A 21,413-nucleotide genomic window follows, 5' to 3' on the forward strand; every position below is an offset into this window, starting at 1 on the left:
CATCCTGGGTATAGCGTTGGTGCAGGAACTCGAGGCCGTCGAGGTGATCGCCGCTGGATCCCTGCTGCTGGTCGAAGGTCCAGCCATTTTCTTGCATCAGCCAGCTCACCACCGACACATCGATAAGCGGCTCCAGGCCTTTGAGCGCACGCACGATCAGGGTGCGGTGGGCCCATGGGCAAGCCAGCGAAACGTACAGGTGATAGCGGCCGGCTTCAGGCGCGGGCAGGGAGTTGCGGCGCTGAGCGTTTTCGCGTTTAAAGGCACCGTCTTTGCCTGTTTCATACCACTGGTCATGCCAGCGGCCGTCGATCAAAAGGCCCATGCTGAGCTCCTCGGAACAAAGTTGTTTGTCGTTGGAGCCCAGTCTAGGGAATGTCGTTCGAACAAATAGCGCAAAGACTCGGGGTCTTTGATCGATTAAATCGATGTGTTGCGTTCGCTCCAGTAACGGCGCGCGGTGGCGAAGGCGTCTTCACGATGCTGGCCAAGGCCGCGCAGGGCCAAAGCCATGGTGGCGACCACCGCCATTTCGCCGTAGCTGTCCTCGGCATCGCCTTGCCACACGGCAAGCAGCTGCTGCGGTTGCAGGCTAGGCGGTTTGACGTGACGGCGTTCGCTCAGGGCTGGCCATTCTTCATCCCAGGCCTCGCCAGCGGTGGTGCCGTAGAGGTGGCTGATGACGTCGGGGTTGACTTCGATTTCGCCGCCGTCGCCCTTGATCACCACGGCGTGGTCGCCGAGCAGGCGGCTGGCTTCGCGGTGCACCGCCTGGTAGCCCGGGTGGAAGATGCTCTGCAGGCCGCAGCGTGCGCCCAGCGGGTTGAGTACCCGAGCCAGCGAATGAATCGGCGAGCGCAGGCCCAGGGTGTTGCGCAGATCAATCATGCGTTGCAACTGCGGCGCCCAGTCCTGCAGCGGGAAGAACGCCAGGCGCTGCTGGTCGAGCGCGGTACCGACTGCCGACCAGTCACGGCACAGCGGGATGTGCAGCAGTGCAAGCAGTTGTTCGGTGTACATGCGCCCGGCGGTATGGGCGCCGCCACCGTGCATCAGGATACGCACGCCGTTGTTGGCCAGGCACTTGGCGGCCAGCAGGTACCAGGGCAGGTGACGTTTCTTGCCGGCATAGGTGGGCCAGTCCAGGTCCACGGCAATGTGCGGGGCCTGCAGGTGCGCACGCAGGGCCTCGGTGAAGCCGGCCAGTTCCTCGGCGCTTTCTTCCTTGTGGCGTAGCAGCATCAGGAAGGCACCCAGTTGAGCGTCTTCGACCTTGTCCTCCAGCAGCAAGGTCATTGCTGCATGGGCTTCCTCGCGGGTCAGGCCGCGCGCGCCGCGCTTGCCTTTGCCAAGTATGCGCACGAATTCGGCGAACGGGTGTTCGGCGGGGGTTTGCAGGGTGAGCGGGCGTGGTTCGATCATATGCAGTTGGTCGGCTTGGGCAGGCCCGCCAGCTTGGCGGCAAGTTTGGCGGGAGTGCCGTTGAACAGGCGGTTCAGGTGCGCGCTGTTGCCCTTTTCGGGCCCCAGCTTGAGGGCGGTGTACTTGATCAGTGGGCGTGTGGCCGGGGAGAGCTGGAATTCCTGGTAGAACTGGCGCAGCAGTTCGAGGATTGCCCAATGGTCCTCGGTCAACGGGATACCTTCGCGTGCGGCGAGGGCATTGGCAACGGCAGGGGACCAGTCTTGCAGGTCGACCAGAAAACCGTCTTTGTCCAAGGCAATCGCCTGATCACCAACGTTGAGGGTACTCATAACCAGCTGTTGACCTTGTCGTAATGCAGTGACAGCTCGACGAATGCGGCGTAGTCCACGGGCGTGGCCAGGTGGTTGGCAACTGCGCGGGCTTGCAGGTCTTCGTCGAGGGCGAACAGGCGCTGGCTGAGGTTTGCGCCCTGCAACAGGCGCTGTGGTTCGCTGCCGGCGTGCAGTGCATAGACCGCATCGCCACACAGCAGCAGTGCATCGTCGGCACCGAGCAGGCGCAGGCAACTGGCCAGCCGGTCGTCACCAAAGGGCGAATGGGCAATTACATGCAGGGTCGTCATCAGAGCGTTACCACCTGGTCGAAACGGGCGATCAATGCAGCCAGGGCCGCATCGTCCAGCACTTGTACGGGCAGTTCCAGGGTGTCGGCTGCCAGGCCGCGCTGGCGCAGGCTGTGGCTGCAGGCGAACAGTGCTTCTACGCCGAACATCGGCAAGGCCTGCAGGTTGGCGCCAAGGTTTTTTTGTTGTAGGGCGGTGGGCTGCTGGCCTGGGGCAAGCTGGAACACACCGTCATCGAGAAACAGCATGCCCAGCGGCAGGTCGAACGCGCCCCCGGCCAATGCGATGTCCAGCGCTTCGCGGGCCGATGGGCCGTTCCAGGGGGCCTGGCGGCTGATGATCAACAAGGACTTGGCCATTTCAATCGCCTCCGAAGCAGATCAGGCGATCGGCACTCTGCGCCGCCTCGTGCAGTTGGCCGAGCCCCGACAGCTCCCAGGGCTTGGGCAGGTTCGCGGCCGGGCGTTGATAGCGGCTGGCCTCGGCTTCGTCGAGCACGCCACGGCGCAGGGCGGCGGCAATGCACACCACAGCGTCCAGTTGGTGGCTGTCGATGAAGGTGCGCCATTGGGCGGCGACATCCAGCTCATCCTGAGGGGTGACCACATTGGCCGAGGCACTGTGTACCCCGTCCTGGTAGAAGAACAGCCGGGCAATCTCATGCCCGCCGGCCAGCACCGCCTCGGCAAAGCGCAGCGCGCGGCGCGAGGAGGGCGCATGGGCCGGGGAAAATACCGCGATAGCGAATTTCATGGACAACTCATGCAAGGGAATGCCGCCATGATAAAGCAAAAAAGCCCATCCCCGCTTATGCAACGGCCTTGTGGCCTTGCGCAAAGGGGTGGGCTTTCAGCTGAGGCGCCGAATGATCAGGCGCGCTCTTTACTCTCTGGCAGGAACCAGTTCAGTACCAAGGCGCAGATACCGCCGGTAGCGACGCCCGACTCCAGTACATTGCGGATCGCCGCTGGCATGTGGGCCAGAAACTCTGGCACCTGAGCCACACCCAGGCCCAGGGCCAGCGATACCGCGATGATCAACAGGGCACGACGGTCCAGCTGAGTGCTGGCCAGAATGTTGATGCCCGAGGCCGCTACCGCGCCGAACATGACCATGGCTGCGCCACCGAGCACCGGCTCCGGTACCGCCTGGATCACCCCGGCAACCGATGGGAACAAGCCCAACAGCACCAGCATGACAGCAATCCAGATGCCGATGTGGCGGCTGGCGATACCGGTCAGCTGGATAACGCCATTGTTCTGGGCAAAGATCGAGCTGGGGAAGGTATTGAACAGGCCAGCCAGCAGCGAGTTGGCGCCGTTGACCAGCACCCCGCCCTTGATCCGTTGCATCCACACCGGGCCTTCGACTGGCTGGCGCGAGACCTTGCTGGTAGCCGTGACGTCACCGATGGCTTCCAGCGACGTCACCAGGTAGATCACCAGCATCGGAATGAACAGCGCCCACGAGAAGCTCAGGCCAAAGTGCAAAGGTGTTGGCACCTGGAACAGCGCGGCCTCGTGCATGCCGGTGAAGTCCAGGCGGCCCAGGTAGCCGGCCAGCGCATAGCCAACCGCCAAGGCGATGACGATGGCGCAGCTGCGCATCCAGACCACAGGGATGCGGTTGAGGATGACAATGATCGCCAGCACCACACCCGACAGCAACAGGTTCTCGCCATTGGCGAAGGTGCCATTGGCCATCGCGCCAAAGCCCCCGCCCATGCTGATCAGGCCGACCTTGATCAAGGTCAGGCCGATCATCAGCACGACGATGCCGGTCACCAGCGGGGTGATCAGGCGTTTGACGAATGGCAGGATGCGCGACACGCCCATTTCCACGAAGGAGCCCGCAATCACCACACCGAAGATGGCTGCCATCACGCCTTCAACCGGCGTGCCTTGCTTTACCATCAACGCGCCACCGGCAATCAGCGGCCCGACGAAGTTGAAGCTGGTGCCTTGGACAATCAGCAGCCCCGCACCGAAGGGCCCGAAGCGCTTGCACTGGACGAAAGTGGCGATACCGGAGATCACCAGCGACATCGACACGATCAGGTTGGTGTCACGCGCCGAAACGCCAAGCGCCTGGCAGATCAACAGGCCAGGCGTGACGATTGGTACGATGATCGCCAGCAGATGCTGCAGCGCCGCCAGCAGGCCGATCAGCAGCCGCGGCTTGTCCTCAAGGCCAAGCACCAGTTCATTGGCAGGCGCCGATGCGCCTGGGCTGTGTTCGTGTGAGCTCATTGCACAAGGCTGCCCTGGGAGAAAAAAGGAGCGCATTCTACGGGCTCAGGCGCGTTAGGGGTAGTGGCAAGCACGATGGCAGCATGATCGGTGGCTATTCACTCAATAAGCTGACTTTTAGGTCAATCTTCGCTCATGAAAAAGCCCGCCGAAGCGGGCTTTCCTTTTACTGCATACAACCGATCGCAATCAGTCGTCGCGGCCCATGATGCCGAACAGCTGCAGCAGGCTGACGAACAGGTTGTAGATCGATACATACAGGCTGATGGTCGCCATGATGTAGTTACGCTCACCGCCATGGATGATCGCGCTGGTCTGGAACAGGATGCAGACCGACGAGAACAGCACGAAGCCAGCGCTGATCGCCAGTTGCAGGCCGCTGATCTGGAAGAAGAAGCTGGCAACCACTGCACCCAGCAGCACGAAGAAGCCTGCGGTGATGAAACCGCTGAGGAAACTCATGTCCTTGCGGGTGATCAGCACGTAGGCCGACAGACCACCGAACACCAGCGCGGTCATGGCGAAGGCCGAGCTGACCACTTCAGCGCCACCGGCCATACCCAGGTAGCGGTTGAGGATAGGGCCGAGGATGAAGCCCATGAAGCCGGTGAGGGCAAAGGTGGACACGATGCCCCAGGCCGAATCACGCAGTTTGTTGGTGAGGAAGAACAGCCCGTAGAAGCCGATCAGCACCACGAAAATATTCGGGTAGCCGACACGCATCTGCTGGGCAACGAAGGCCATGACACCGCTGAAGGCGAGGGTGAGTGCCAGCAGGCTGTACGTGTTGCGCAGGACCTTGCTGATCTCCTGCTGCTCGACCTGCTGGCCGTGGTGTACGGCGTAATCCTGTTCGCGCATGGCGACACTCCTTGGTAAACCTGTGGTTTCAGACGTTCAGATGCTAGGAGTCTATCAGAGCTCCTGCAACCGGCGACATAGAGAGTTTGACAGCGTGTTTCATTACGGTATTATGGCGGCCGCAAAACGAGCTGGAAGCGTGGCCGAGTGGTTTAAGGCAACGGTCTTGAAAACCGTCGATGGGCAACTATCCTAGAGTTCGAATCTCTACGCTTCCGCCATATTCAAAGCCCTGATTATTCAGGGCTTTTTGCGTTTTTGGGCATGCAAAAATTGTCATCAAGTGCACCCAGTTGGCCGCTGACCGGTCTGCTATGAAGCGATGTTTTCCTAACTGGAATATTGATTCTCACTTCAAGGGGCGAAAGAAAGCCCGCGAAAGCGCCCCTGCTAAGGTGGAAAAACCAGAGGCAGCAGGCGAGTCAACGTTGGGCTTTTTGCTGCTGCATGCGCTGCAAACGCGAAACCGCGATCTGCACGGCCGCTGCCACGAGGCAGAGCAAGCCGATTTTCCAGCTGCCCTCAAGCCCGAAGTGCTCGGCTAGCTTGCCGGCGATGAGCACGCTAAAGAAGATGGCGGCAGGTAGGATCAATTTATTCATGGGCGCTTCCAACGGCGAATGGCATAAGGCGTACAGGGTACACAATTCGCGTCGTGAAGCTTGGTCATCTTTGCCTGGCTGAACCTTTCGCAGGGTTACTTTTGCGCCAGTTACCGAGAGCCTACGGGGCAGGCGCAGGCATGACCGACGCACCTTTCACCAATGTTCGCCAAGGGCGCGTACCCGCCGTACACGAAAATGCTTGGGCTCACTGCAAAGTTGGCGGTCTGATCGTACCTTGCATAGTGCTCAACACCCTCTCGATGCGCGCAATCTGCTGCGCAAGCTGATCCGCTTCCTTGTCATTGCCTTCCTGCCTCAGGCGGTCACGCGCTCGGCGCAGTGTCAGCAGGTTTTTCTGTAGTTTCAGGGCTGAGGAGTCGAACGGGTCCATGCTTTTCTCATGCGGTAGGCGTCCGTGCCGTTGTAGGAAAACTGGACCGTATCAGCTCGATTTTGCTGATGAAAGTGATGTTTCATACAGGGCGACGTTGCTGCCTAGAGTTGTCCTACGAAGCGCGGGATAAAATCCTACAAGTCGTGGATGCGTCCGTTTCAAGACGTGTAATCAGGTGACGCTCAATACCGCGGATTGACGGGGTTTGGAGCGATTTCGATAGCGCCATTAATTGCGGCGATTGGAAACAGGTCCACCGTGCACTTTGAAACCTTATGTAGCAATTACTGCCCCGTGAAGCGTGCTGCTGGCGAGGGCGTGGAGTCACGGCTTGCGTAAATGGGTGTCAGGCAGCATCTGCTACGATCCTTGATTTCCCTGGCCAAGGAGAGGCCCATGCATTACATCGTGATCGAGCCCCACCGCAGCGAATACCCACGACCGCTTCGTTTCGCCAAGGGCACGCTGCTGGATATCGGCCCGCGTTATGAGGGGGAGCCGGGTTGGCAGGACTGGTACTTGTGTTCGTGCACCGGCCAGGAACCGGGCTGGGTGCCGGCCCAGCTCATCGAGCCGATCAGCGTAGGGCGGGGCAGGGCGCTTGATGACTACTCGGCCCATGAACTGGACGCCGACCCGGGGCAGTTGGTGCAGATGCTTCGCCCGCTCAATGGCTGGATATGGTGCCTGCGCCATGGCGATGGCGAGCGGGGCTGGTTGCCAGCAGAGAAGCTCAAGCAACTGAGCTGATTCAACTTGTTTGGACGAGTGTGGCGCACCTGCGGTGCATCTGATCTGCTTTTTTTCTGCAAACCTGAATCTGTAACCGTATCAGGCCAGGTACGACAATATGCCCATCCCCGCATTACACTGTAGAGGTTCCGATGGGCAAGCTGACGCTGTTCCTGGGTGGTTTTCTGCTACTGACCATTCTGATAGGTCTTTTAGGCACCATCCCGCCAAGCTGACATTCACCACACTTCCCCTCTGCGGCCCGTCTGATTCGCCAGATGGGCCCGCACGTGCGCGCCCTTCGCCAACCCCCCGATCGCCATCGCTTGACCAGCGGTAGCTGCAAGTCATTCTCAAGTGCAAATGGCTCGTGTAGTCTCCCGCCGCCGTCATACGGCCCGCATTGACGGGCCGGTCTTTTGCCTTTGGAGTCGAACATACATGGAATGCAAGAAAGGCACTTCAGCCATGCTGGAGTGGCGTTGCCGTTTTCTCGCTGAAGGCTCCCTCGACGAGGAGGGCTACGATGAGGCGCTACGCAGTGCCGGCGCGCTGGAACAGTCGGGAGTGATCAGCACCCTCGAATGGATCGAACTGGTCAAGCTGGCCAATTCGGCGTTGCTGCATGTGCGATAAGTCGTTCTTTGCGCTGGGAAATCTGTCCACAAAAAACGTGGGTAGGTCTGTGGATAAAATGCTGTAAGCCAAGCCGGAAGCGGGCTCTGTTAAATTGAGCAGAATTTGAACAGTCCTTTTCGGTGCTTGGGTCAGGCCGATAGGCCGGCGCGGCGCAGGGCCTGCAACAGCTCACGCACCCGTGCGGGCAACTCGCCAGCGGGGTACACCGCGTGCATTTGTGGGTCCTGGCCTGTGCTTGAAGTCAAGTGGTATTGCGGGCACACCCGCACCAGGCGCCCGGCTTCGACCTGGGCTTCGCCAACCCAGGCTGCCAGGCGCGCGATACCACCCCCTGCCAGGGTGCTGTGGTACACCGCATCGCCCGAATCCAGGCGAAGCCGTGGCGTCGGGCGCAGGCTGGTGATCTGGCCATCACGGCAGAAGTGCCAGGCTTTGAGTATGCGCGGGGCGGTATGCAGAATCAGTGCGTGGTCTTCCAGCTGATCGGGGTGTTGCGGGTTGCCCGCCATGGCCAGGTAACCCGGGCTTGCATAGAGATGGCGGCGGTAGCCCCACAGCGGATAACCGATCAGCTCGCTGGATTGCGGAAAGGCACCGCGCACCACGAAGTCGAATTTGTCCAGTAGCGGGTCCAGGGCGGCATCGCTGTACTGCACGTCCAGGGTCACTTGTGGGTGGCGTTGGGAGAACGCGGCGAGTACCCGTGGCAGCACATGTTCACCGAGCAACTGCGGCACGGCAAAACGGATCCAGCCTTGCGCGCTGCCGCTGAGCGCGGCCAGCTCATCGGCTGCATCACGTTGCACATCCAGCAAGCGTTCGGCATGGGGTAAGAAGCGCTCGCCGGCTTCGGTAAGGGTCACGGCATTGGCGTTGCGGTTGAGCAGTTTGCTGCCGGCATTGTCTTCCAGGGTTTGCACCGCACGCGTCACTGCACTGGGTGAACGGCCCAGGGCGCGCGCTGCGGCAACGAAGCTGCGCTTGTGCGCCACACTGACGAACGCCTGAATCTCCCGCAGCATGTCCAATGCCATTGCCTAGCCCTCGTTGCAGTTTTCGCAATGTGGCATTTCAACACAAGTGCGGCACTTTGATTAGCCTTGCAGCCTGACTCACTGCCTGGAGCCGCATCATGATGGATATCGCCGTACTTTCTGTATTCGCCTTTGCCGCCGGTTTGATCGACGCTGCCGTGGGCGGTGGAGGGCTGATTCAGATCCCGGCGTTGTTCAACGTGCTGCCCACAGCGCAACCGGCGGCCTTGCTGGGCACCAACAAGCTGGCCTCGGTGTGTGGTACGGCCTTTGCGGCGCGCTCGTTCATTCGCAAGGTCACGCTGGACTGGGGGCTGATCGTGCCCGCCGCACTCAGTGCCTTCGTCATGTCGTTCGCTGGCGCCGCCACGGTTTCGCTGGTGCCGCCCAGCGTGATGCGCCCGGCAGTGCTGGTGATGATCGTCCTGATGGCGATCTACACCTTCTGCAAGAAGGACTTCGGCACCTTGCACAAGCCCACGCAGATCGGTCGCAAGGAACAGTGCCTGGCGGTGCTGATCGGCGGGGCGATTGGTTTTTATGATGGCCTGTTCGGGCCGGGCACAGGCAGTTTCCTGATCTTCCTGTTCATTCGCTTCTTCGCCCTGGACTTCCTGCATGCCTCGGCTTCGGCCAAGGTGGTGAACATTGCGACCAACCTGGCGGCGCTGGTGTTCTTCGTGCCGTCGGGCAACGTGTTGTACGCCATCGCCTTGCCGATGGCGGCATGCAACATCCTCGGCGCTTTGACCGGCACCTGGCTGGCGGTGCGCAAGGGGGCAGGGTTCGTGCGCGGGCTGTTCCTGATTCTGCTGTGCGTACTGATCGCCAAGCTGTCCTGGGACTTGCTGGCTGGGTGAGTCAGACCACCTGGCGCTGTGCCTCGGCCTGTTCGACACGGTTGCGGCCATGGGCCTTGGCCCGGTAGAGCGCCTGGTCGGCGCGCGCCAGCAGTTCGTCCAGGCTCGGTGCCGGGGTATCGGCGGCGCAGCCGTCCAGGCCGATACTCACGGTAATATGCAGGCGATGGTCGGCCTGCACCACATGCAGGTCCTGCACCGCCCGGCGCAGGCGTTCGGCGGTGAATTTGGCACGCTCCGGCGCAAGGCCCGGGAGGACCACGACAAACTCCTCGCCGCCCATGCGCGCGAACAGCTGCCCTTCGTGCAACTGGTCTTGCAGGGTGCGGGCGAACTGGCGCAGCACTTTGTCACCAACCGCGTGGCCATGCGCGTCATTGATCGCTTTGAAATGGTCGATGTCCAGCATCATCAAGGTCAGCGGCAGTGCCGGGCCGTGTTGTTGGCGGCTGTCGAGCAGCGCGCTGGCACGGCGGGTGAATGCGCTGCGGGTCAGTACACCGGTCAGGTGATCGATGGTGGCCTGATGCGCCAGGCGCGCCAGCAGGCTGCGGTTGGCCTGGCTGACACAGGCCACCACCAGCGGCCCGAGCACCAGCATGGCGATGCCCAGGCGGGCCGACATCAGCGTAGTGACGCCCGGTTCGCTTTGCGGCACGCTGAAGTGCATGAGGTTTTGTGCGACCGCGACGATCAGCGTGCTGCCAGCGGTGAGCGTCAGCAGCGAGACCAGAAAGGGCGGGTAAGTCCAGGCACACCACAACAGTGCGGCAATGGGGAAGGCAATGGCGCCTGGCCCACCAAAGGCGATGCTGAAGGCCAGCGAAGCAAGCAGCACCAGCAGGGGCGGCAAACGTACCGGCTGGGCGCCGCTGCGCATCAGGGCGCGTACCGAGGGGGCGGTCAGCAGCACTGGCAGCACCAGTACGCCGGTCGAGAACTGTTCGCTGAACCAGGCCAGCCAGGTGGCCTGCAGGGATTGCTCGAACCAAGGGGCGGCCATGACCGAGGCCAGGCTCGCCGCGACCATGGCACCGGCCGCGCAAGCGGCAAACACGCTGAGTACGCCATGCGGGCTGCGCATGCGGCGGTGCAGGCGCGGCACGCGTGCCAGCAACTGCCACACGCTGAACACCATACCGAGGTTGCACAGGTTGAACCACAAGGCCGGCTTCCAGTCACTGCCGCACAGCAGGTCGGCCGCCACCATGGCCAGCCACACCAGTGTGAAACCAAGGGCATTGGCCTGGCGGGGGTAACGCAACAGCACGCCGACCAGTACCGCATTGACTGGCCAGAACAGCGACAGGGACTCGATCGGGCGTGCCAGGATGCCGCCCAGGGTCAAGGCAAAGGTCAGGCAAAGCAGAGCGACGTAGGGCAACAAGCGCGATTGGGCTGGAAAAACCATGAACTCGACCGGCAAGCGGAAACGAAATCCAGGAAAACGCCTTGAAGCACCTGGGGCAATTACGTATCAGTGTGTTTCCACAGGGCAGTTGATGTCAATCTGCCGCGATCCTTCTGGATAATGCCAAATTGCCTGCATTCCCTGTCGATTTCTTCACAAGCCGAAGAACCACGGCACCATCAGTACGGTGACCAGCATCACCAGCAAGGTGAAAGGGACGCCGACTTTGACGAAGTCACCGAAGCGGTACTGCCCAGGCCCGAGCACCAGGGTGTTGACGGGTGACGAGACGGGCGTCATGAACGCGGCCGATGCGGCGAGGGCCACAGTCATGGCGAACGGGTAGGGCGACATGCCCAACTGCGTGGCGGTGCTGATTGCTACCGGTGCCATCAGCACGGCGGTGGCGGTGTTGGAGATGAACAGGCCGATCACTGCGGTCATGGCAAACAGGCAAGCCAGAATGGCCCTCGGCCCGGCGTCGCCGAGTACACTGACCAGGCCGGTCACTGCCAGGTCGATACCGCCGGTTTTCTGCAGGGCCAGGGCGAAGGGCAGCATGCCGACGATCAGCACCAGGCTCTGCCAATGGATGGCCCGGTAAGCGCTGTTCATGTCGATGCAGCGGCCCGCGCCCATCAACAGGCAGCCGATCAAGGCGGCGATGACATTGGGCACCGCGCCGCTGACCATCAGCCCGACCATCACCGCCAGGCTCAGCAAGGCCTGGGGTGCGCGCCTGCGGGCCGGGGCTACCTGATCGACTTCGGCAGGCAGGCTCAACACCAAAAAGTCGTGAGGGTTGCTTTGCAGTTGACGCACGGCTTTCCAGGGGCCGACCACCAGCAGCGTATCGCCCAGGCGCAGCTTTTCTTCCACCAGTTGCTCTTCGATGGCGGCCTGTTCGCGACGCAAACCCACCACGTTGAGGCCGAAGCGGCTACGGAACGCCAGCTCGAGGATGCTCTTGCCGACCAACTGCGAGCCGGGGGGCAGCGACACTTCAGCCATGCCCAGCTCCTGGGACTGGTCGATGAAGTACGCCGCCTTGAAGTGCAGGGGTTCCAGTTGCATGGTCTGGCACAGGCTGCGCAGGTCGTCGCGGTTGGCGAACAGGTCGAGCAACAGCACGTCACCTTGGTGCAGTACTGTGTTGGAGTCGGCCGCGATGACCCGCGTGGTGAACTTGTGCTGGCGCTCGATGCCGATCACGTTGGCGCCATGCCGGGTGCGCAGCTCCAGCTCGCCCAGGGTGTGGCCGATCAGCGGCGAATGGGGGCGGATGCGCAGGCGCCGCTCGCGGCCGTTGAGCTTGTAGTCCAGCACCAGGTCGAGCAGCGTACGGCGGGTTTCCACGCGGCCGTCCTTGCGCACTTCGCCATTGAGCCAGTGGCGCGTCAGCAGCATGTAGCCGATGCCCAGCACCAGCACCACCAGGCCGAACGGGGTAAAGCTGAAGAAGTTGAAGCCCTGCTCGCCATGGCGCACCAGTTCACTGTGCACCACCACGTTGGGGGGCGTGGCCACCAGGCTGAGCATGCCGCTGATCAGGCCGGCGAAGCTCAAGGGCATCATCAGGCGGCTGGGTGACAGCTTGAGGCGCGCGGCGATGCTCAGCACCACCGGTATGAAGATCGCCACCACCCCGGTCGAGCTCATCACCGAGCCCAGCCCCGCTACCGCCACCATCAGCAATACCAGCAGGCGCGCTTCACTGTTGCCGGCCCGCTCGCTCATCCACTCGCCAATGCGGTAGGCGATGCCGGTGCGTACCAGGCCTTCGCCGATCACGAACAGGGCAGCGATCAGCACCACGTTGGGGTCGCTGAAGCCGGCCAGGGCCTGTTCGACGGTAAGGATGCCCGATAACGGCAGGGCGAGAATCACCATCAGCGCCACCACGTCCATGCGCGGGCGGTTGATGATGAAGAGGACGACGACGATGGCCAACAGGCCGAGGACCCAGAGCAGCTCTTGGTTCATGGGGAGGGGGTGTTCCTTCACACGGGGGGCACGGTAGACAGTAGCAGCCAGTGTGCCAGCTTGCGGTGAAGGGTGTGTTGACGTGTTGCAGGGTTTCACAAGCAAAAGGGGCTGCCGAGCAACCCCTTGGTCAGCTGGATCAGTGGCGGTGACGGCGGTGCTTCTTGCCGTTGTTGTCGCCCAGGTGGTTGCCGATGGCACCCCCTGCAGCACCGCCCAGGCCGGCACCGATGGTCGAACCGGCAGAGCCACCGACCTTGCCGCCCAGCAGCGAACCGCCCGCCGAACCCAGGCCACCGCCGATGGCGGCTTCGGTGCGGTTGCCCTTGCGTGCGCCTACCGCACTGCCGGCCGCGCCGCCGACACCGGCACCAATCGCAGCGCCAGTGCTGCCGCCGATCTGTTGACCGACAACGTTACCCAGTACACCACCCAGGCCACCGCCAATGGCGGCGGTACCGTCACCGGCGAAAGCGCCCTGGCACAGCAGCAGGCCGAGAGCAAGGGAAGGTAGAGTCAGACGCATGGTACGAACCTCAAAAGGAATCATCAGGTTAAGGTGCCGCGCAACGGGCGGCGGGTCAGGGGTGCAAAGACGCTTCAGCGGTAGTCGCGGTCACCGCGGTATTGACGGTTGTCATCGTCATCGTCGCGGTCATGCCGATGATGGTGGCGCTGGCCACGGTCGCGATCACGCCAGCCATCGTCGTCGTCATGGTAGCGATGGCTGTGGCAGCCAGCGGTCAGCAGGATGGCGGCAACCAACGAGAAGCTTGCAAGGCGGGTCATCACGATATAGGTCCTTGATCCGCAAAGGTTTACGGGGCACTTCCTGAGACTGGGAACGATCCATTTGGTTTCCTTGGCAGGCAAAATTTTGTCATGCTCGCGATCAGCGGCGTGCCTGCCGGCTGCTGTTCTGTCCCGCTCGGTCATGGCCGAGCTGCGGGTCGGCCACTAAACTGCACAGCAAGCCGCAGCCAAGACGGCAAACTGCCACACGGTGAATCACGATGATCGCCCACACCCCCACGTTGTTCGCCGCCGTTGCCCTGGTTGCAACCATTCTGGCCTTCTGCCTGCTGCTGGTCGGGCGCAGCAACCGCCGCGACAATCTGATGCTGACCGGTTGCGGGCTGCTGGTGCATGCCTTGGCCTATGTGTGCTACACGCTCTATGCCCAAGCGCCGTTGTGGGTCAGCTATGGCTTGGGCAACAGCCTGCTGTCCCTGGCCTTGGCGTTCTATTCGGCCAGCCTGTTCCGGGTGCGCGAGCAAGTGATCCCGTGGCGGATGATCTTCGTCATTCCCGCCGTCATGCTGGTGGGGCTGATGCTGCTGCTCGATACCCTTGAGCCCCGCATGTTGCTGGCGACGCTGGTGCTGATGCTGCAATGTTCGATGATCCTTTATTGGGCGCGGCGTTACGTCGAGCGGCCGGGCAGGGCGCACCTGCTGCTGCAGATCGGTGCGCTGATCAGCCTGGTCGGGCTGGGCATGCGCGCCGTGGCCGTGGCCAATGGCACGGCCGTGGAACTGCGCTACGACACCAGTAACGTCAAGCAAAGCATTTCGGTGGCGATCGGCACGGCCACGGTGATGATGTATTCGATCGGGCTGGTGCTGATGGCCAAGGAGCGCAGCGAATCACGCCTGCAGCACCTGGCGCTGCGCGATGTGCTCACGGATACCTACAATCGCCGGGCGATCCTCGAGCGCTTCGTCGTCGAGCTGGACCGCGCCCGGGACGCGCAGAGCAGCCTGGCCGTGGCCATGATCGACATCGACCACTTCAAACGCATCAACGACTTGTACGGGCACCTGGCCGGTGACGAGGTGCTGTGCCATTGCGTGCGTCAGTTGCAGCAACGCTTGCGCCAGGGAGACAGCCTGGGCCGCTATGGCGGCGAGGAATTTTTGCTGCTGTTGCCCGAAACCGACCGCGTTGGCGCAATGGCGGCGCTGCAGGGCTTGCGAGAGGCCATTGCCCGCAGCCCCGCACGCTTTGCCAGCGATGAAATCGAACTGCGTTTCAGTGTCGGATTGTGGTGCAGTGTGCCTGGCGTCAACGACAACACGGCCAGCCTGCTTGCCCAGGCCGATGCAGCGCTGTACCAGGCCAAGGCCGCCGGGCGCAACACGGTGCACATGGCGGCCTGTGTGTAGCTCGGCAGGGTCAGGACGCGGGGTGGATGGCCAGGACCACACCGTTGGTGATCTGCACCAGCACATAGTGCTCGCCCATGCGCACCCAGTGGCTTTCCTTTTCGGGTGCCGGCAGGCCTTTGGCTTTCCAGTCTTTTACCGTCTGGTCATCGCGTTTGTATTGGTCGGGGGCCTTGTCACCTACCTTGAGTTCGCGGTTGTGGGTTTCCGGCCCGGTGATGCTTTCTTCGGCCGAGGGCGCGGCAGAGGCGGCCAGCGGCAGGCAGGGCAGGGCGGCGAGCAGCAGTGAAGGCAGCAGGTGATGCAGTTTCATGGCGGTTTCCTTGTGACGGCATGTCCTTACTGCGACAGCGGCGTGCCGCCGACAATTCACTCGCGGTGCCTGCCAGTGCTAGAGTCGCCTTCTTTTTTGCCCTGAGGGTTGAACATGCGAGCAATTCTGCCGATGGCCGCGATACTGATGCTGGTCGGTTGTGCTTCTGCGACCATGGAAACGGCACGTGGCGGCAAGCCGACCGCGCAGCTCGATTCGCACAAGGCGCCCGCGCTGGTAGCCCAGTGCATCCAGTTCAGCTGGCAGGAAGAGGCGGTGTTCGGAGTCGATGCCAGTGGCTACCTGGAGCCGCGCAAGCTGGGTGGTTTCACGGTGTATACCCGCGATGCCGAAGCGTTCGTGGATATCTATCCGCAAGCAGGTGGAACGCGGGTCGACTACTACGCGCAAAACAATGACAGTGTGGCCCTGCAACGGCGCGCGGCGGCGGCGACCTGCCTGTAATGATGAAGGCCTGACCAGGGCCGCCAATACACGACACGTAGACAAGGACGTGAGTATGGACCGATCACTGCAACTCAACCGCAGCAGTTGGGACGAACGCGCCCCCTTGCATGCCGCCTCGAAAGACTATGAGGTCGAACGGCTCGTAGAGCACCCGGCGCATCTTTCCGAAACCGTTCGCTTCGACCTGCCGTTGCTAGGCGATATCCGCGGGCTCAACGCCGTTCACCTGCAGTGCCACATCGGTACCGATACCCTCTCGCTCGCCCGCCTGGGCGCGAAGGTCTGCGGCCTGGATTATTCCGGGGCTTCGCTGGCCGAGGCGCGGGCACTCGCCGAGCGCTGCGCGGTGCCGATCGTCTATGTGGAATCGGATGTCTATGCCGCCGACCAGGTGTTGCCCGCAGGTAGCTTCGACCTGGTCTATACCGGCATCGGCGCACTCTGCTGGCTGCCCCACATCGAACCGTGGGCGCGTACGGTGGCAGCCCTGCTCAAACCGGGTGGGCGGTTGTTCCTGCGCGATGGCCACCCGATGCTGATGGCGGTCAACGAAGACCATCAGGACCGCCTGTTGATCGAGTATCCGTACTTCGAGCACGACACCCCGACGGTCTGGCATAACGACCAGACATACGTCGAAACCGATCAGCGCCTGGTCCATACCGAGACCCATGAGTGGAACCACGGCCTGGGCGAGGTGATCAGTGCGTTGCTGGCGCATGGGCTGCAACTGACAGCTCTGGTCGAGCACCAGAGCATCCCTTGGGAGGCGCTGCCGGGCCAGATGGACAAAGGCGCCGACGGCGAGTGGCGCTTGCGTCAGCAGCCGTCACGCCTGCCTTTGAGCTACACCCTGCAGGCAATCAAGGCCTGATCAGGACAGGTAACCGCCGTCGACGTTGAGTGCGGCGCCGGTGGTGTAGCTGGAGGCATCGCTGGCCAGGTACAGCACCGCGCCGGCCATTTCCTTGGGGTCGGCCACGCGCTTGAGCGGGATCTGCTGCAGGGCGGCGTTGAGGATAGCGTCGTTCTTCACCAGTGCCGAGGCGAACTTGGTGTCAGTCAGGCCTGGCAGCAGCGCATTGCAGCGGATGCCGAACTGTGCACATTCCTTGGCGAAGACCTTGGTCATGTTGATCACCGCAGCCTTGGTCACCGAATAGATGCCCTGGAAATGCCCTGGCGAGACGCCGTTGATCGACGCCACATTGATGATGCTGCCGCCGCCGTGTTCGCGCATCAGCTTGCCGGCTTCCACCGACATGAAGAAGTAACCACGAATGTTGACGTCCACGGTCTTCTGGAAGGCGTTCAGGTCGGTGTCCAGCACGTTGCAGAACTGCGGGTTGGTGGCGGCGTTGTTGACCAGGATATCCAGGCGCCCGAACTGTTCGCGGATACCGGCGAACACCTGCTGGATCTGCTCCATCTCGCCGATGTGGCAGGCCACTGCAGTCGCCTTGCCCCCGGCGGCAATGATCGCCTCGGCGACCTGCTGGCAGCCGTCCAGCTTGCGGCTGGAGACGATCACGTGTGCGCCCTGCTGGGCCAGCAGGTGGGCAATGGCTTCACCGATGCCGCGGCTGGCGCCGGAAACGAAGGCGATCTTGCCGTCAAGGTCGAACAAGTGGGTCTTGGACATGCTGTTTTCCTTGTTGTCTGTCGTCAGAGCGTGGTGTGGGCGATGACCTTCAAGGCCATCTGCTCCAGCAGCCGGTTCATGTGGATGAACTGAGCGAAGCGCTTGTCCTGAGTCTGGCCGTGGTAGAAGCGGTAGTAGATCTGTTGCACGATGCCGGCGAGGCGGAACAGGCCATAGCAATAGTAGTAATCGAAGTTGTTCAGGCGGATACCGGCGCGCTCGGCGTAGTAATCGACGAACTGGCGACGGCTCAGCATCCCGGGGGCGTTGCTGGGTTGGCGGCGCATCAGTTGCACCGGCGCCGGGTCGCCCGCTTCGATCCAGTAGGCCAAGCTGTTGCCCAGGTCCATCAGCGGGTCGCCAATCGTGGCCATCTCCCAATCCAGCACGCCAATGATGCGCATCGGGTTGTCGGCGTCGAGGATCACGTTGTCGAAACGGTAGTCGTTATGCACGATGCCGGGGCGCGGATGGTCGGCGGGCATCTTCTCGTGCAGCCAGGCGATGACCCGCTCCCAGCGTGGCGCATCCTCGGTGATGGCTTTTGCATAGCGGTTGGTCCAGCCCTCGATCTGGCGCTGCACATAGCCTTGCGGCTTGCCCAGGTCGGCCAGCCCGCAGGCCTGATAGTCGATCTGGTGCAGTTCCACCAGGCGGTCGATGAAGCTTTTGCACAGGGCTTCGGTCTTGGCGGCGTCGAGGTTGAGTTCAGCGGGGATGTCCGAGCGCAGGATGATGCCCTTGACCCGCTCCATCACGTAGAACTCGCCGCCTATCAGGCGCTCGTCGGTGCAGTGCACGTACGCCTTGGGGCAGTACGGGAAGCCATCGTTGAGCTGATTGAGAATGCGGAACTCGCGGCCCATGTCGTGGGCCGACTTGGCCTTGTGGCCGAACGGCGGCCGGCGCAGCACGAAGTCGCGGCCCGGGTAGCTGACCAGGTAGGTGAGGTTGGAGGCGCCGCCAGGGAACTGGCTGATGCTCGGCAAACCCGCCAGGCCGGGGATATGGGCCTTGAGATAAGGGTCGATGACGGCCGCGTCGAGTTCTTCGCCGGGGCGTACCTGGGTGGACTGATCGGTGAGCGTCATGCGTTTTCCTTATAATCGATCGCAAGGACTATTGGCTAATTTAATGGCCTGCGGGAACTGGAACAAGCGTCCTGGCAGTCATATAGACAAGGGTGTTGCAGGTGGATCAATCGCCTTGATGGGGTGGGCAAAAAAAAACCGAAGCCGGTCAGGCTTCGGTTTTTTCATCGCTCGGCGTGCCCGTCACTCAGGAAGGGAACAGCTCGCTCAGCTTCATCGACAGCATCATGTCGCCCTCGACGCGCAGCTTGCCGCCCATGAAGGCCTGCATGCCGTCGGTCTCGCCACTGACGATACCCTTGAGGGTCTCGCTGTCCAGCACCAGGGTGCAGTTGGCGTCTGGGTTCTCGCCTTCCTGGATGTCGCAGGTACCGTCCTTGACGATCAGCGCGTACTTTTTGCCTTCGTCGGTGATGTCGAAGCCGAACACCAGGTCCAGGCCGGCGGCAGCGGCTGGGTTGAACTTCTCTTGCATCTTCTTAACGGCATCAGCTACGGAGGTCATGGCGCATTCCTTATAGAGTGATTTTCACGTCCCCGCAGGGACACAACAAGCCGGGCTCATCGGTAGGTAATGAGCTCCGGCGCCCTCAACAGCTGCACATGGGCTTGGCTGTTGAAGGAAGCCAGTGCCACGTCGCGGCCGCGGAACTTCAGCTGGCTGAGCGACGTGTTGATAATTTGCCAGTTCAGCGCGAAAGCCTGGCTGGGGGTAATGCAGGTGACCAGGTGGAGCAGGGCGGCGATGGTGCCGCCGGAGGTGAAGATGGCGATGTTGTCGCCACTGCCTGCGGTTTCGAGCACACGTTGCAAGCCCTTCTGGACGCGGGCGGTGAAGGCCTGCCAAGTCTCCAGGCCGTCATCGGCATGCTCGCCATCGTGCCAGCGCTGCACCATCAAGGCGAACAGGCGCTGGAATTCACTGCGGTGCTGCGCGCCATTGCGCAAGATGTGCAGGGCGTTGGGTTCTTGCTCCATCAGCCCCGGCAGCAGGGCGCGGATCACCCCGTCGGCATCGAACTCATTGAACGCCGCGACGGTCTCGACAGCAGGCACCTGGCAGCCGCTGGCGTGCAAGGCCTCCAACGCCAGGCGTGCGGTATCCTGCTGACGGCGCAGGTCGCCGGCCACGCAACGATCCAGCCGCACACCGAGCTGAGCCAGGTGTTCGCCCAGGGCCTGGCTCTGACGCACACCGACGGCTGAGAGGACGTCGTAGTCTTCGGCACCGAAGGAGGCTTGGCCATGTCGGATCAGGTAGAGGTTGCCCACGAAGGTATCCGGCCTGTTGGAGGTTGCTGCGAGGTTAGGATGTGCCACACAGGCTGTCAACGAAAAAACATACAAGCGTTTGAAAAGGTTGTTTGAACTGTGTTGCCAGCGTTTACACCGGCTGGCAGCGCCTCAGGCGCACCGGTATGCTTGTAGCAGTTACGCGCTGAACCGGCGCCAGTCTTTGAAGGAGTCAACGTGGAGTTTCTTGCAGAATACGCAAGCTTTCTCGCTAAAACCGCCACCTTGGTGATTGCCATCCTGGTGGTGTTGTCGGCCATTGCCGGTTTGCGCGGCAAGGGGCGGCGCAAACCGGGCGGGCAATTGCAGGTCACGCGCCTGAACGAGTTCTATAAAGAGCTGCGCGAGCGCCTGGAGTCGGGTTTGCTCGACAAGGCTCAGCTCAAGGCCTTGCGCAAGCAGCAGGCAAAGGCGGAAAAACAGCAGAAAAAAGCCAAGGCTGAAGAAAAGAGCCGGGTCTTCGTGCTCGATTTCGATGGCGACATCAAGGCCTCGGCCACCGAGAGCCTGCGCAACGAGATCACCGCCCTGCTGACCCTCGCTACCCCACGTGACGAGGTAGTGCTGCGGCTCGAAAGCGGCGGTGGCCTGGTGCACAGCTATGGCCTGGCCGCTTCACAACTGGCGCGAATTCGCCAAGCGGGCATCCCGCTGACCGTGTGCATCGACAAGGTGGCTGCCAGTGGTGGCTACATGATGGCCTGCATTGGCGAGAAGATCGTCAGCGCACCCTTTGCCGTGCTGGGTTCGATTGGCGTGGTAGCCCAATTGCCCAACGTCAATCGTCTGCTGAAGAAGCACAACATCGATTTCGAGGTGCTCACCGCCGGCGAATACAAGCGCACCCTCACGGTGTTCGGCGAAAACACCGAGAAGGGCAGGGAGAAGTTCCAGGAAGACCTGGACATCACCCACCAGCTGTTCAAGGACTTTGTCGCTCGCTATCGGCCACAGCTGCACATGGACGAAGTGGCCACCGGCGAAGTCTGGCTGGGCGTGGCAGCGCTTAACCGCAAGCTGGTGGACGAGCTGCAGACCAGCGACGAATACCTCAGCGACCGCGCCCGCAACGCCAATCTGTTCCATTTGCACTTTGCCGAACGCAAGAGCCTGCAGGAGCGCATCGGCATGGCTGCCAGCGGCACGGTGGAGAACACCGTGGTGGGGCTTTGGAGCAAACTCGGCCGCTTGCGCTAACACCTTGAACCCCTTGAAATTTTTTTCTGTTCAGGGGGTTGCAAGGTTCATTGAATGCAGACATAATGGCGCCCATCGAAACGCAGCGAACTTTGAAAAAGGTTCAGTGTTTCAAGGGGATAGCAAAGCGCAAGCGGCTAACTCCGAACTTTGAGGCCGAGTAGCAAAGTGGTTATGCTCCGGATTGCAAATCCGTCTACGCCGGTTCGATTCCGACCTCGGCCTCCATTATTCGAAAGCCCCGCAGATTAACGTCTGCGGGGTTTTTCTTTGTGGGTCGAAAAAGACCGAAGTCCCAAAACAGATTATCCCCAGTCCCCAAGTTTTCTCGTAGGGGAAAGCGAAAACTCGCTTCAACGCCGGGCTTTTTGTGATGATGGCCTTTTGCTATATTCCGCACCCTCAATTCGGAGGGAATCATGAAGAAAG

At 61.8% G+C, this 21,413-nt stretch carries 27 protein-coding genes, 2 tRNA genes and 1 pseudogene; 9 read left to right on the forward strand and 21 right to left on the reverse strand.

Translation table 11 applies throughout. From position 1 onward, the window contains the following. The 8 genes and pseudogenes from NP534_RS16715 to NP534_RS16750 form a co-directional block, all read right to left on the reverse strand. A pseudogene (locus NP534_RS16715) lies at positions 1-325 on the reverse strand (glutathione S-transferase family protein); the annotation flags it as partial. A 95-nt stretch (positions 326-420) separates the two neighbouring features. Continuing rightward, positions 421-1,422 (reverse strand): glycosyl transferase family protein, encoded by a 1,002-nt coding sequence (locus NP534_RS16720; RefSeq protein WP_033696747.1) that lies wholly within the window; start codon positions 1,420-1,422, stop codon positions 421-423. Further along, positions 1,419-1,754, reverse strand: coding sequence for a TusE/DsrC/DsvC family sulfur relay protein (locus tag NP534_RS16725; RefSeq protein WP_186660134.1), 336 nt, complete (start codon positions 1,752-1,754; stop codon positions 1,419-1,421). Before NP534_RS16725 ends, NP534_RS16720 begins: the two co-directional genes overlap by 4 nt. After that, positions 1,751-2,047 carry a sulfurtransferase complex subunit TusB gene (gene tusB, locus NP534_RS16730; protein ID WP_274099439.1) on the reverse strand — a complete coding sequence of 99 codons (297 nt, stop codon included), beginning with the start codon at positions 2,045-2,047 and terminating at the stop codon, positions 1,751-1,753. Before tusB ends, NP534_RS16725 begins: the two co-directional genes overlap by 4 nt. Next, positions 2,047-2,406, reverse strand: a complete 360-nt coding sequence (gene tusC, locus NP534_RS16735; RefSeq protein ID WP_033696752.1) for a sulfurtransferase complex subunit TusC — start codon at positions 2,404-2,406, stop codon at positions 2,047-2,049. Before tusC ends, tusB begins: the two co-directional genes overlap by 1 nt. A gap of 1 nt (position 2,407) precedes the next feature. After that, a complete protein-coding gene (tusD, locus tag NP534_RS16740; RefSeq protein ID WP_033696753.1) occupies positions 2,408-2,800 on the reverse strand; it encodes a sulfurtransferase complex subunit TusD in 393 nt (130 codons plus the stop codon). Between the two features lie 116 nt (positions 2,801-2,916). Beyond that, positions 2,917-4,296, reverse strand: a complete 1,380-nt coding sequence (locus tag NP534_RS16745; protein WP_033696754.1) for a nucleobase:cation symporter-2 family protein — start codon at positions 4,294-4,296, stop codon at positions 2,917-2,919. 189 nt (positions 4,297-4,485) lie between these two features. Further along, positions 4,486-5,157: a Bax inhibitor-1/YccA family protein gene (locus tag NP534_RS16750; protein ID WP_033696755.1), complete on the reverse strand. Its 672-nt coding sequence runs from the start codon at positions 5,155-5,157 to the stop codon at positions 4,486-4,488. A gap of 133 nt (positions 5,158-5,290) precedes the next feature. Here NP534_RS16750 and NP534_RS16755 point away from each other — a divergent pair. Beyond that, positions 5,291-5,378, forward strand: a tRNA-Ser gene (locus NP534_RS16755). Positions 5,379-5,579: 201 nt separating this feature from the next. On the opposite strand, the gene NP534_RS16760 is transcribed toward NP534_RS16755, so the two are convergent. Both NP534_RS16760 and NP534_RS16765 read right to left on the reverse strand, forming a co-directional pair. Continuing rightward, positions 5,580-5,759: a hypothetical protein gene (locus NP534_RS16760; protein ID WP_033696799.1), complete on the reverse strand. Its 180-nt coding sequence runs from the start codon at positions 5,757-5,759 to the stop codon at positions 5,580-5,582. A gap of 208 nt (positions 5,760-5,967) precedes the next feature. Further along, on the reverse strand, positions 5,968-6,153 hold the full coding sequence (locus tag NP534_RS16765) for a hypothetical protein (protein WP_274099440.1): 186 nt from the start codon (positions 6,151-6,153) through the stop codon (positions 5,968-5,970). A 399-nt stretch (positions 6,154-6,552) separates the two neighbouring features. Between NP534_RS16765 and NP534_RS16770 the strand changes: the two genes are divergently transcribed. Together NP534_RS16770 and NP534_RS16775 are read left to right on the forward strand one after the other, a co-directional pair. After that, complete coding sequence (locus NP534_RS16770; protein WP_274099441.1) at positions 6,553-6,906, forward strand: SH3 domain-containing protein; 354 nt, start codon at positions 6,553-6,555, stop codon at positions 6,904-6,906. A 423-nt stretch (positions 6,907-7,329) separates the two neighbouring features. After that, positions 7,330-7,524, forward strand: coding sequence for a hypothetical protein (locus NP534_RS16775; protein WP_274099442.1), 195 nt, complete (start codon positions 7,330-7,332; stop codon positions 7,522-7,524). Positions 7,525-7,655: 131 nt separating this feature from the next. On the opposite strand, the gene NP534_RS16780 is transcribed toward NP534_RS16775, so the two are convergent. Then, complete coding sequence (locus NP534_RS16780; protein WP_274099443.1) at positions 7,656-8,561, reverse strand: LysR family transcriptional regulator; 906 nt, start codon at positions 8,559-8,561, stop codon at positions 7,656-7,658. Positions 8,562-8,659: 98 nt separating this feature from the next. Here NP534_RS16780 and NP534_RS16785 point away from each other — a divergent pair, with 98 nt between their 5' ends. Continuing rightward, on the forward strand, positions 8,660-9,421 hold the full coding sequence (locus NP534_RS16785) for a sulfite exporter TauE/SafE family protein (protein ID WP_027592702.1): 762 nt from the start codon (positions 8,660-8,662) through the stop codon (positions 9,419-9,421). Position 9,422: 1 nt separating this feature from the next. On the opposite strand, the gene NP534_RS16790 is transcribed toward NP534_RS16785, so the two are convergent. From NP534_RS16790 to NP534_RS16805, 4 genes are all read right to left on the reverse strand, one after another. Continuing rightward, entirely contained in the window at positions 9,423-10,847 is a 1,425-nt protein-coding gene (locus NP534_RS16790; protein ID WP_274099444.1) for a GGDEF domain-containing protein, read from the reverse strand. Positions 10,848-10,985: 138 nt separating this feature from the next. Further along, positions 10,986-12,815, reverse strand: a complete 1,830-nt coding sequence (locus NP534_RS16795; RefSeq protein ID WP_274099445.1) for an SLC13 family permease — start codon at positions 12,813-12,815, stop codon at positions 10,986-10,988. Positions 12,816-12,954: 139 nt separating this feature from the next. Continuing rightward, positions 12,955-13,341: a glycine zipper domain-containing protein gene (locus NP534_RS16800; RefSeq protein WP_033696807.1), complete on the reverse strand. Its 387-nt coding sequence runs from the start codon at positions 13,339-13,341 to the stop codon at positions 12,955-12,957. A gap of 74 nt (positions 13,342-13,415) precedes the next feature. Next, positions 13,416-13,604, reverse strand: coding sequence for a hypothetical protein (locus NP534_RS16805; RefSeq protein ID WP_274099446.1), 189 nt, complete (start codon positions 13,602-13,604; stop codon positions 13,416-13,418). Positions 13,605-13,828: 224 nt separating this feature from the next. Between NP534_RS16805 and NP534_RS16810 the strand changes: the two genes are divergently transcribed. Beyond that, on the forward strand, positions 13,829-14,980 hold the full coding sequence (locus tag NP534_RS16810; RefSeq protein WP_274099447.1) for a GGDEF domain-containing protein: 1,152 nt from the start codon (positions 13,829-13,831) through the stop codon (positions 14,978-14,980). A 10-nt stretch (positions 14,981-14,990) separates the two neighbouring features. On the opposite strand, the gene NP534_RS16815 is transcribed toward NP534_RS16810, so the two are convergent. Then, positions 14,991-15,293, reverse strand: coding sequence for an RcnB family protein (locus NP534_RS16815; protein WP_095064291.1), 303 nt, complete (start codon positions 15,291-15,293; stop codon positions 14,991-14,993). A gap of 114 nt (positions 15,294-15,407) precedes the next feature. Between NP534_RS16815 and NP534_RS16820 the strand changes: the two genes are divergently transcribed. Next, entirely contained in the window at positions 15,408-15,758 is a 351-nt protein-coding gene (locus NP534_RS16820; RefSeq protein ID WP_274099448.1) for a hypothetical protein, read from the forward strand. 55 nt (positions 15,759-15,813) lie between these two features. Beyond that, a complete protein-coding gene (locus tag NP534_RS16825; RefSeq protein WP_274099449.1) occupies positions 15,814-16,635 on the forward strand; it encodes a class I SAM-dependent methyltransferase in 822 nt (273 codons plus the stop codon). Here the strand turns inward: NP534_RS16825 and NP534_RS16830 are convergent, their stop codons facing one another. The 4 genes from NP534_RS16830 to NP534_RS16845 all read right to left on the reverse strand — a co-directional run bounded on the left by NP534_RS16830 (position 16,636) and on the right by NP534_RS16845 (position 19,766). Further along, a complete protein-coding gene (locus NP534_RS16830; RefSeq protein WP_274099450.1) occupies positions 16,636-17,403 on the reverse strand; it encodes an SDR family oxidoreductase in 768 nt (255 codons plus the stop codon). Positions 17,404-17,426: 23 nt separating this feature from the next. Then, a complete protein-coding gene (locus tag NP534_RS16835; RefSeq protein WP_274099451.1) occupies positions 17,427-18,494 on the reverse strand; it encodes a phosphotransferase family protein in 1,068 nt (355 codons plus the stop codon). A 187-nt stretch (positions 18,495-18,681) separates the two neighbouring features. Then, positions 18,682-18,999, reverse strand: a complete 318-nt coding sequence (locus tag NP534_RS16840; protein ID WP_186660108.1) for an SCP2 sterol-binding domain-containing protein — start codon at positions 18,997-18,999, stop codon at positions 18,682-18,684. 56 nt (positions 19,000-19,055) lie between these two features. Further along, a complete protein-coding gene (locus NP534_RS16845; protein ID WP_274099452.1) occupies positions 19,056-19,766 on the reverse strand; it encodes a histidine phosphatase family protein in 711 nt (236 codons plus the stop codon). 198 nt (positions 19,767-19,964) lie between these two features. Here NP534_RS16845 and sohB point away from each other — a divergent pair, with 198 nt between their 5' ends. Together sohB and NP534_RS16855 are read left to right on the forward strand one after the other, a co-directional pair. Continuing rightward, on the forward strand, positions 19,965-20,984 hold the full coding sequence (gene sohB, locus NP534_RS16850) for a protease SohB (RefSeq protein ID WP_186660103.1): 1,020 nt from the start codon (positions 19,965-19,967) through the stop codon (positions 20,982-20,984). A gap of 154 nt (positions 20,985-21,138) precedes the next feature. After that, positions 21,139-21,212 (forward strand) — tRNA-Cys (locus NP534_RS16855). On the opposite strand, the gene NP534_RS16860 is transcribed toward NP534_RS16855, so the two are convergent. Beyond that, positions 21,181-21,413: hypothetical protein (locus NP534_RS16860; RefSeq protein ID WP_274099453.1), on the reverse strand; the 233-nt coding region annotated here is incomplete at its 5' end. The two genes, NP534_RS16855 and NP534_RS16860, sit on opposite strands and share 32 nt — an antisense overlap.

The sequence above is a fragment of the Pseudomonas sp. 39004 genome (assembly GCF_028682155.1).
Taxonomy (GTDB): Bacteria; Pseudomonadota; Gammaproteobacteria; order Pseudomonadales; family Pseudomonadaceae; genus Aquipseudomonas; species Aquipseudomonas capeferrum.

Coding starts and splice junctions, on each gene's coding strand:
- tusD (WP_033696753.1), bottom strand. CDS start 2,800: ATGAAATTCGCTATCGCGGTATTTTCCCCGGCCCATGCGCCCTCCTCG.
- NP534_RS16765 (WP_274099440.1), bottom strand. CDS start 6,153: ATGGACCCGTTCGACTCCTCAGCCCTGAAACTACAGAAAAACCTGCTG.
- NP534_RS16800 (WP_033696807.1), bottom strand. CDS start 13,341: ATGCGTCTGACTCTACCTTCCCTTGCTCTCGGCCTGCTGCTGTGCCAG.
- NP534_RS16815 (WP_095064291.1), bottom strand. CDS start 15,293: ATGAAACTGCATCACCTGCTGCCTTCACTGCTGCTCGCCGCCCTGCCC.
- tusC (WP_033696752.1), bottom strand. CDS start 2,406: ATGGCCAAGTCCTTGTTGATCATCAGCCGCCAGGCCCCCTGGAACGGC.
- NP534_RS16725 (WP_186660134.1), bottom strand. CDS start 1,754: ATGAGTACCCTCAACGTTGGTGATCAGGCGATTGCCTTGGACAAAGAC.
- NP534_RS16820 (WP_274099448.1), top strand. CDS start 15,408: ATGCGAGCAATTCTGCCGATGGCCGCGATACTGATGCTGGTCGGTTGT.
- NP534_RS16775 (WP_274099442.1), top strand. CDS start 7,330: ATGGAATGCAAGAAAGGCACTTCAGCCATGCTGGAGTGGCGTTGCCGT.
- NP534_RS16830 (WP_274099450.1), bottom strand. CDS start 17,403: ATGTCCAAGACCCACTTGTTCGACCTTGACGGCAAGATCGCCTTCGTT.
- NP534_RS16770 (WP_274099441.1), top strand. CDS start 6,553: ATGCATTACATCGTGATCGAGCCCCACCGCAGCGAATACCCACGACCG.
- NP534_RS16810 (WP_274099447.1), top strand. CDS start 13,829: ATGATCGCCCACACCCCCACGTTGTTCGCCGCCGTTGCCCTGGTTGCA.
- NP534_RS16805 (WP_274099446.1), bottom strand. CDS start 13,604: ATGACCCGCCTTGCAAGCTTCTCGTTGGTTGCCGCCATCCTGCTGACC.
- NP534_RS16745 (WP_033696754.1), bottom strand. CDS start 4,296: ATGAGCTCACACGAACACAGCCCAGGCGCATCGGCGCCTGCCAATGAA.
- NP534_RS16840 (WP_186660108.1), bottom strand. CDS start 18,999: ATGACCTCCGTAGCTGATGCCGTTAAGAAGATGCAAGAGAAGTTCAAC.
- NP534_RS16750 (WP_033696755.1), bottom strand. CDS start 5,157: ATGCGCGAACAGGATTACGCCGTACACCACGGCCAGCAGGTCGAGCAG.
- NP534_RS16795 (WP_274099445.1), bottom strand. CDS start 12,815: ATGAACCAAGAGCTGCTCTGGGTCCTCGGCCTGTTGGCCATCGTCGTC.
- NP534_RS16720 (WP_033696747.1), bottom strand. CDS start 1,422: ATGATCGAACCACGCCCGCTCACCCTGCAAACCCCCGCCGAACACCCG.
- NP534_RS16825 (WP_274099449.1), top strand. CDS start 15,814: ATGGACCGATCACTGCAACTCAACCGCAGCAGTTGGGACGAACGCGCC.
- tusB (WP_274099439.1), bottom strand. CDS start 2,047: ATGACGACCCTGCATGTAATTGCCCATTCGCCCTTTGGTGACGACCGG.
- NP534_RS16835 (WP_274099451.1), bottom strand. CDS start 18,494: ATGACGCTCACCGATCAGTCCACCCAGGTACGCCCCGGCGAAGAACTC.
- NP534_RS16780 (WP_274099443.1), bottom strand. CDS start 8,561: ATGGCATTGGACATGCTGCGGGAGATTCAGGCGTTCGTCAGTGTGGCG.
- NP534_RS16785 (WP_027592702.1), top strand. CDS start 8,660: ATGATGGATATCGCCGTACTTTCTGTATTCGCCTTTGCCGCCGGTTTG.
- NP534_RS16760 (WP_033696799.1), bottom strand. CDS start 5,759: ATGAATAAATTGATCCTACCTGCCGCCATCTTCTTTAGCGTGCTCATC.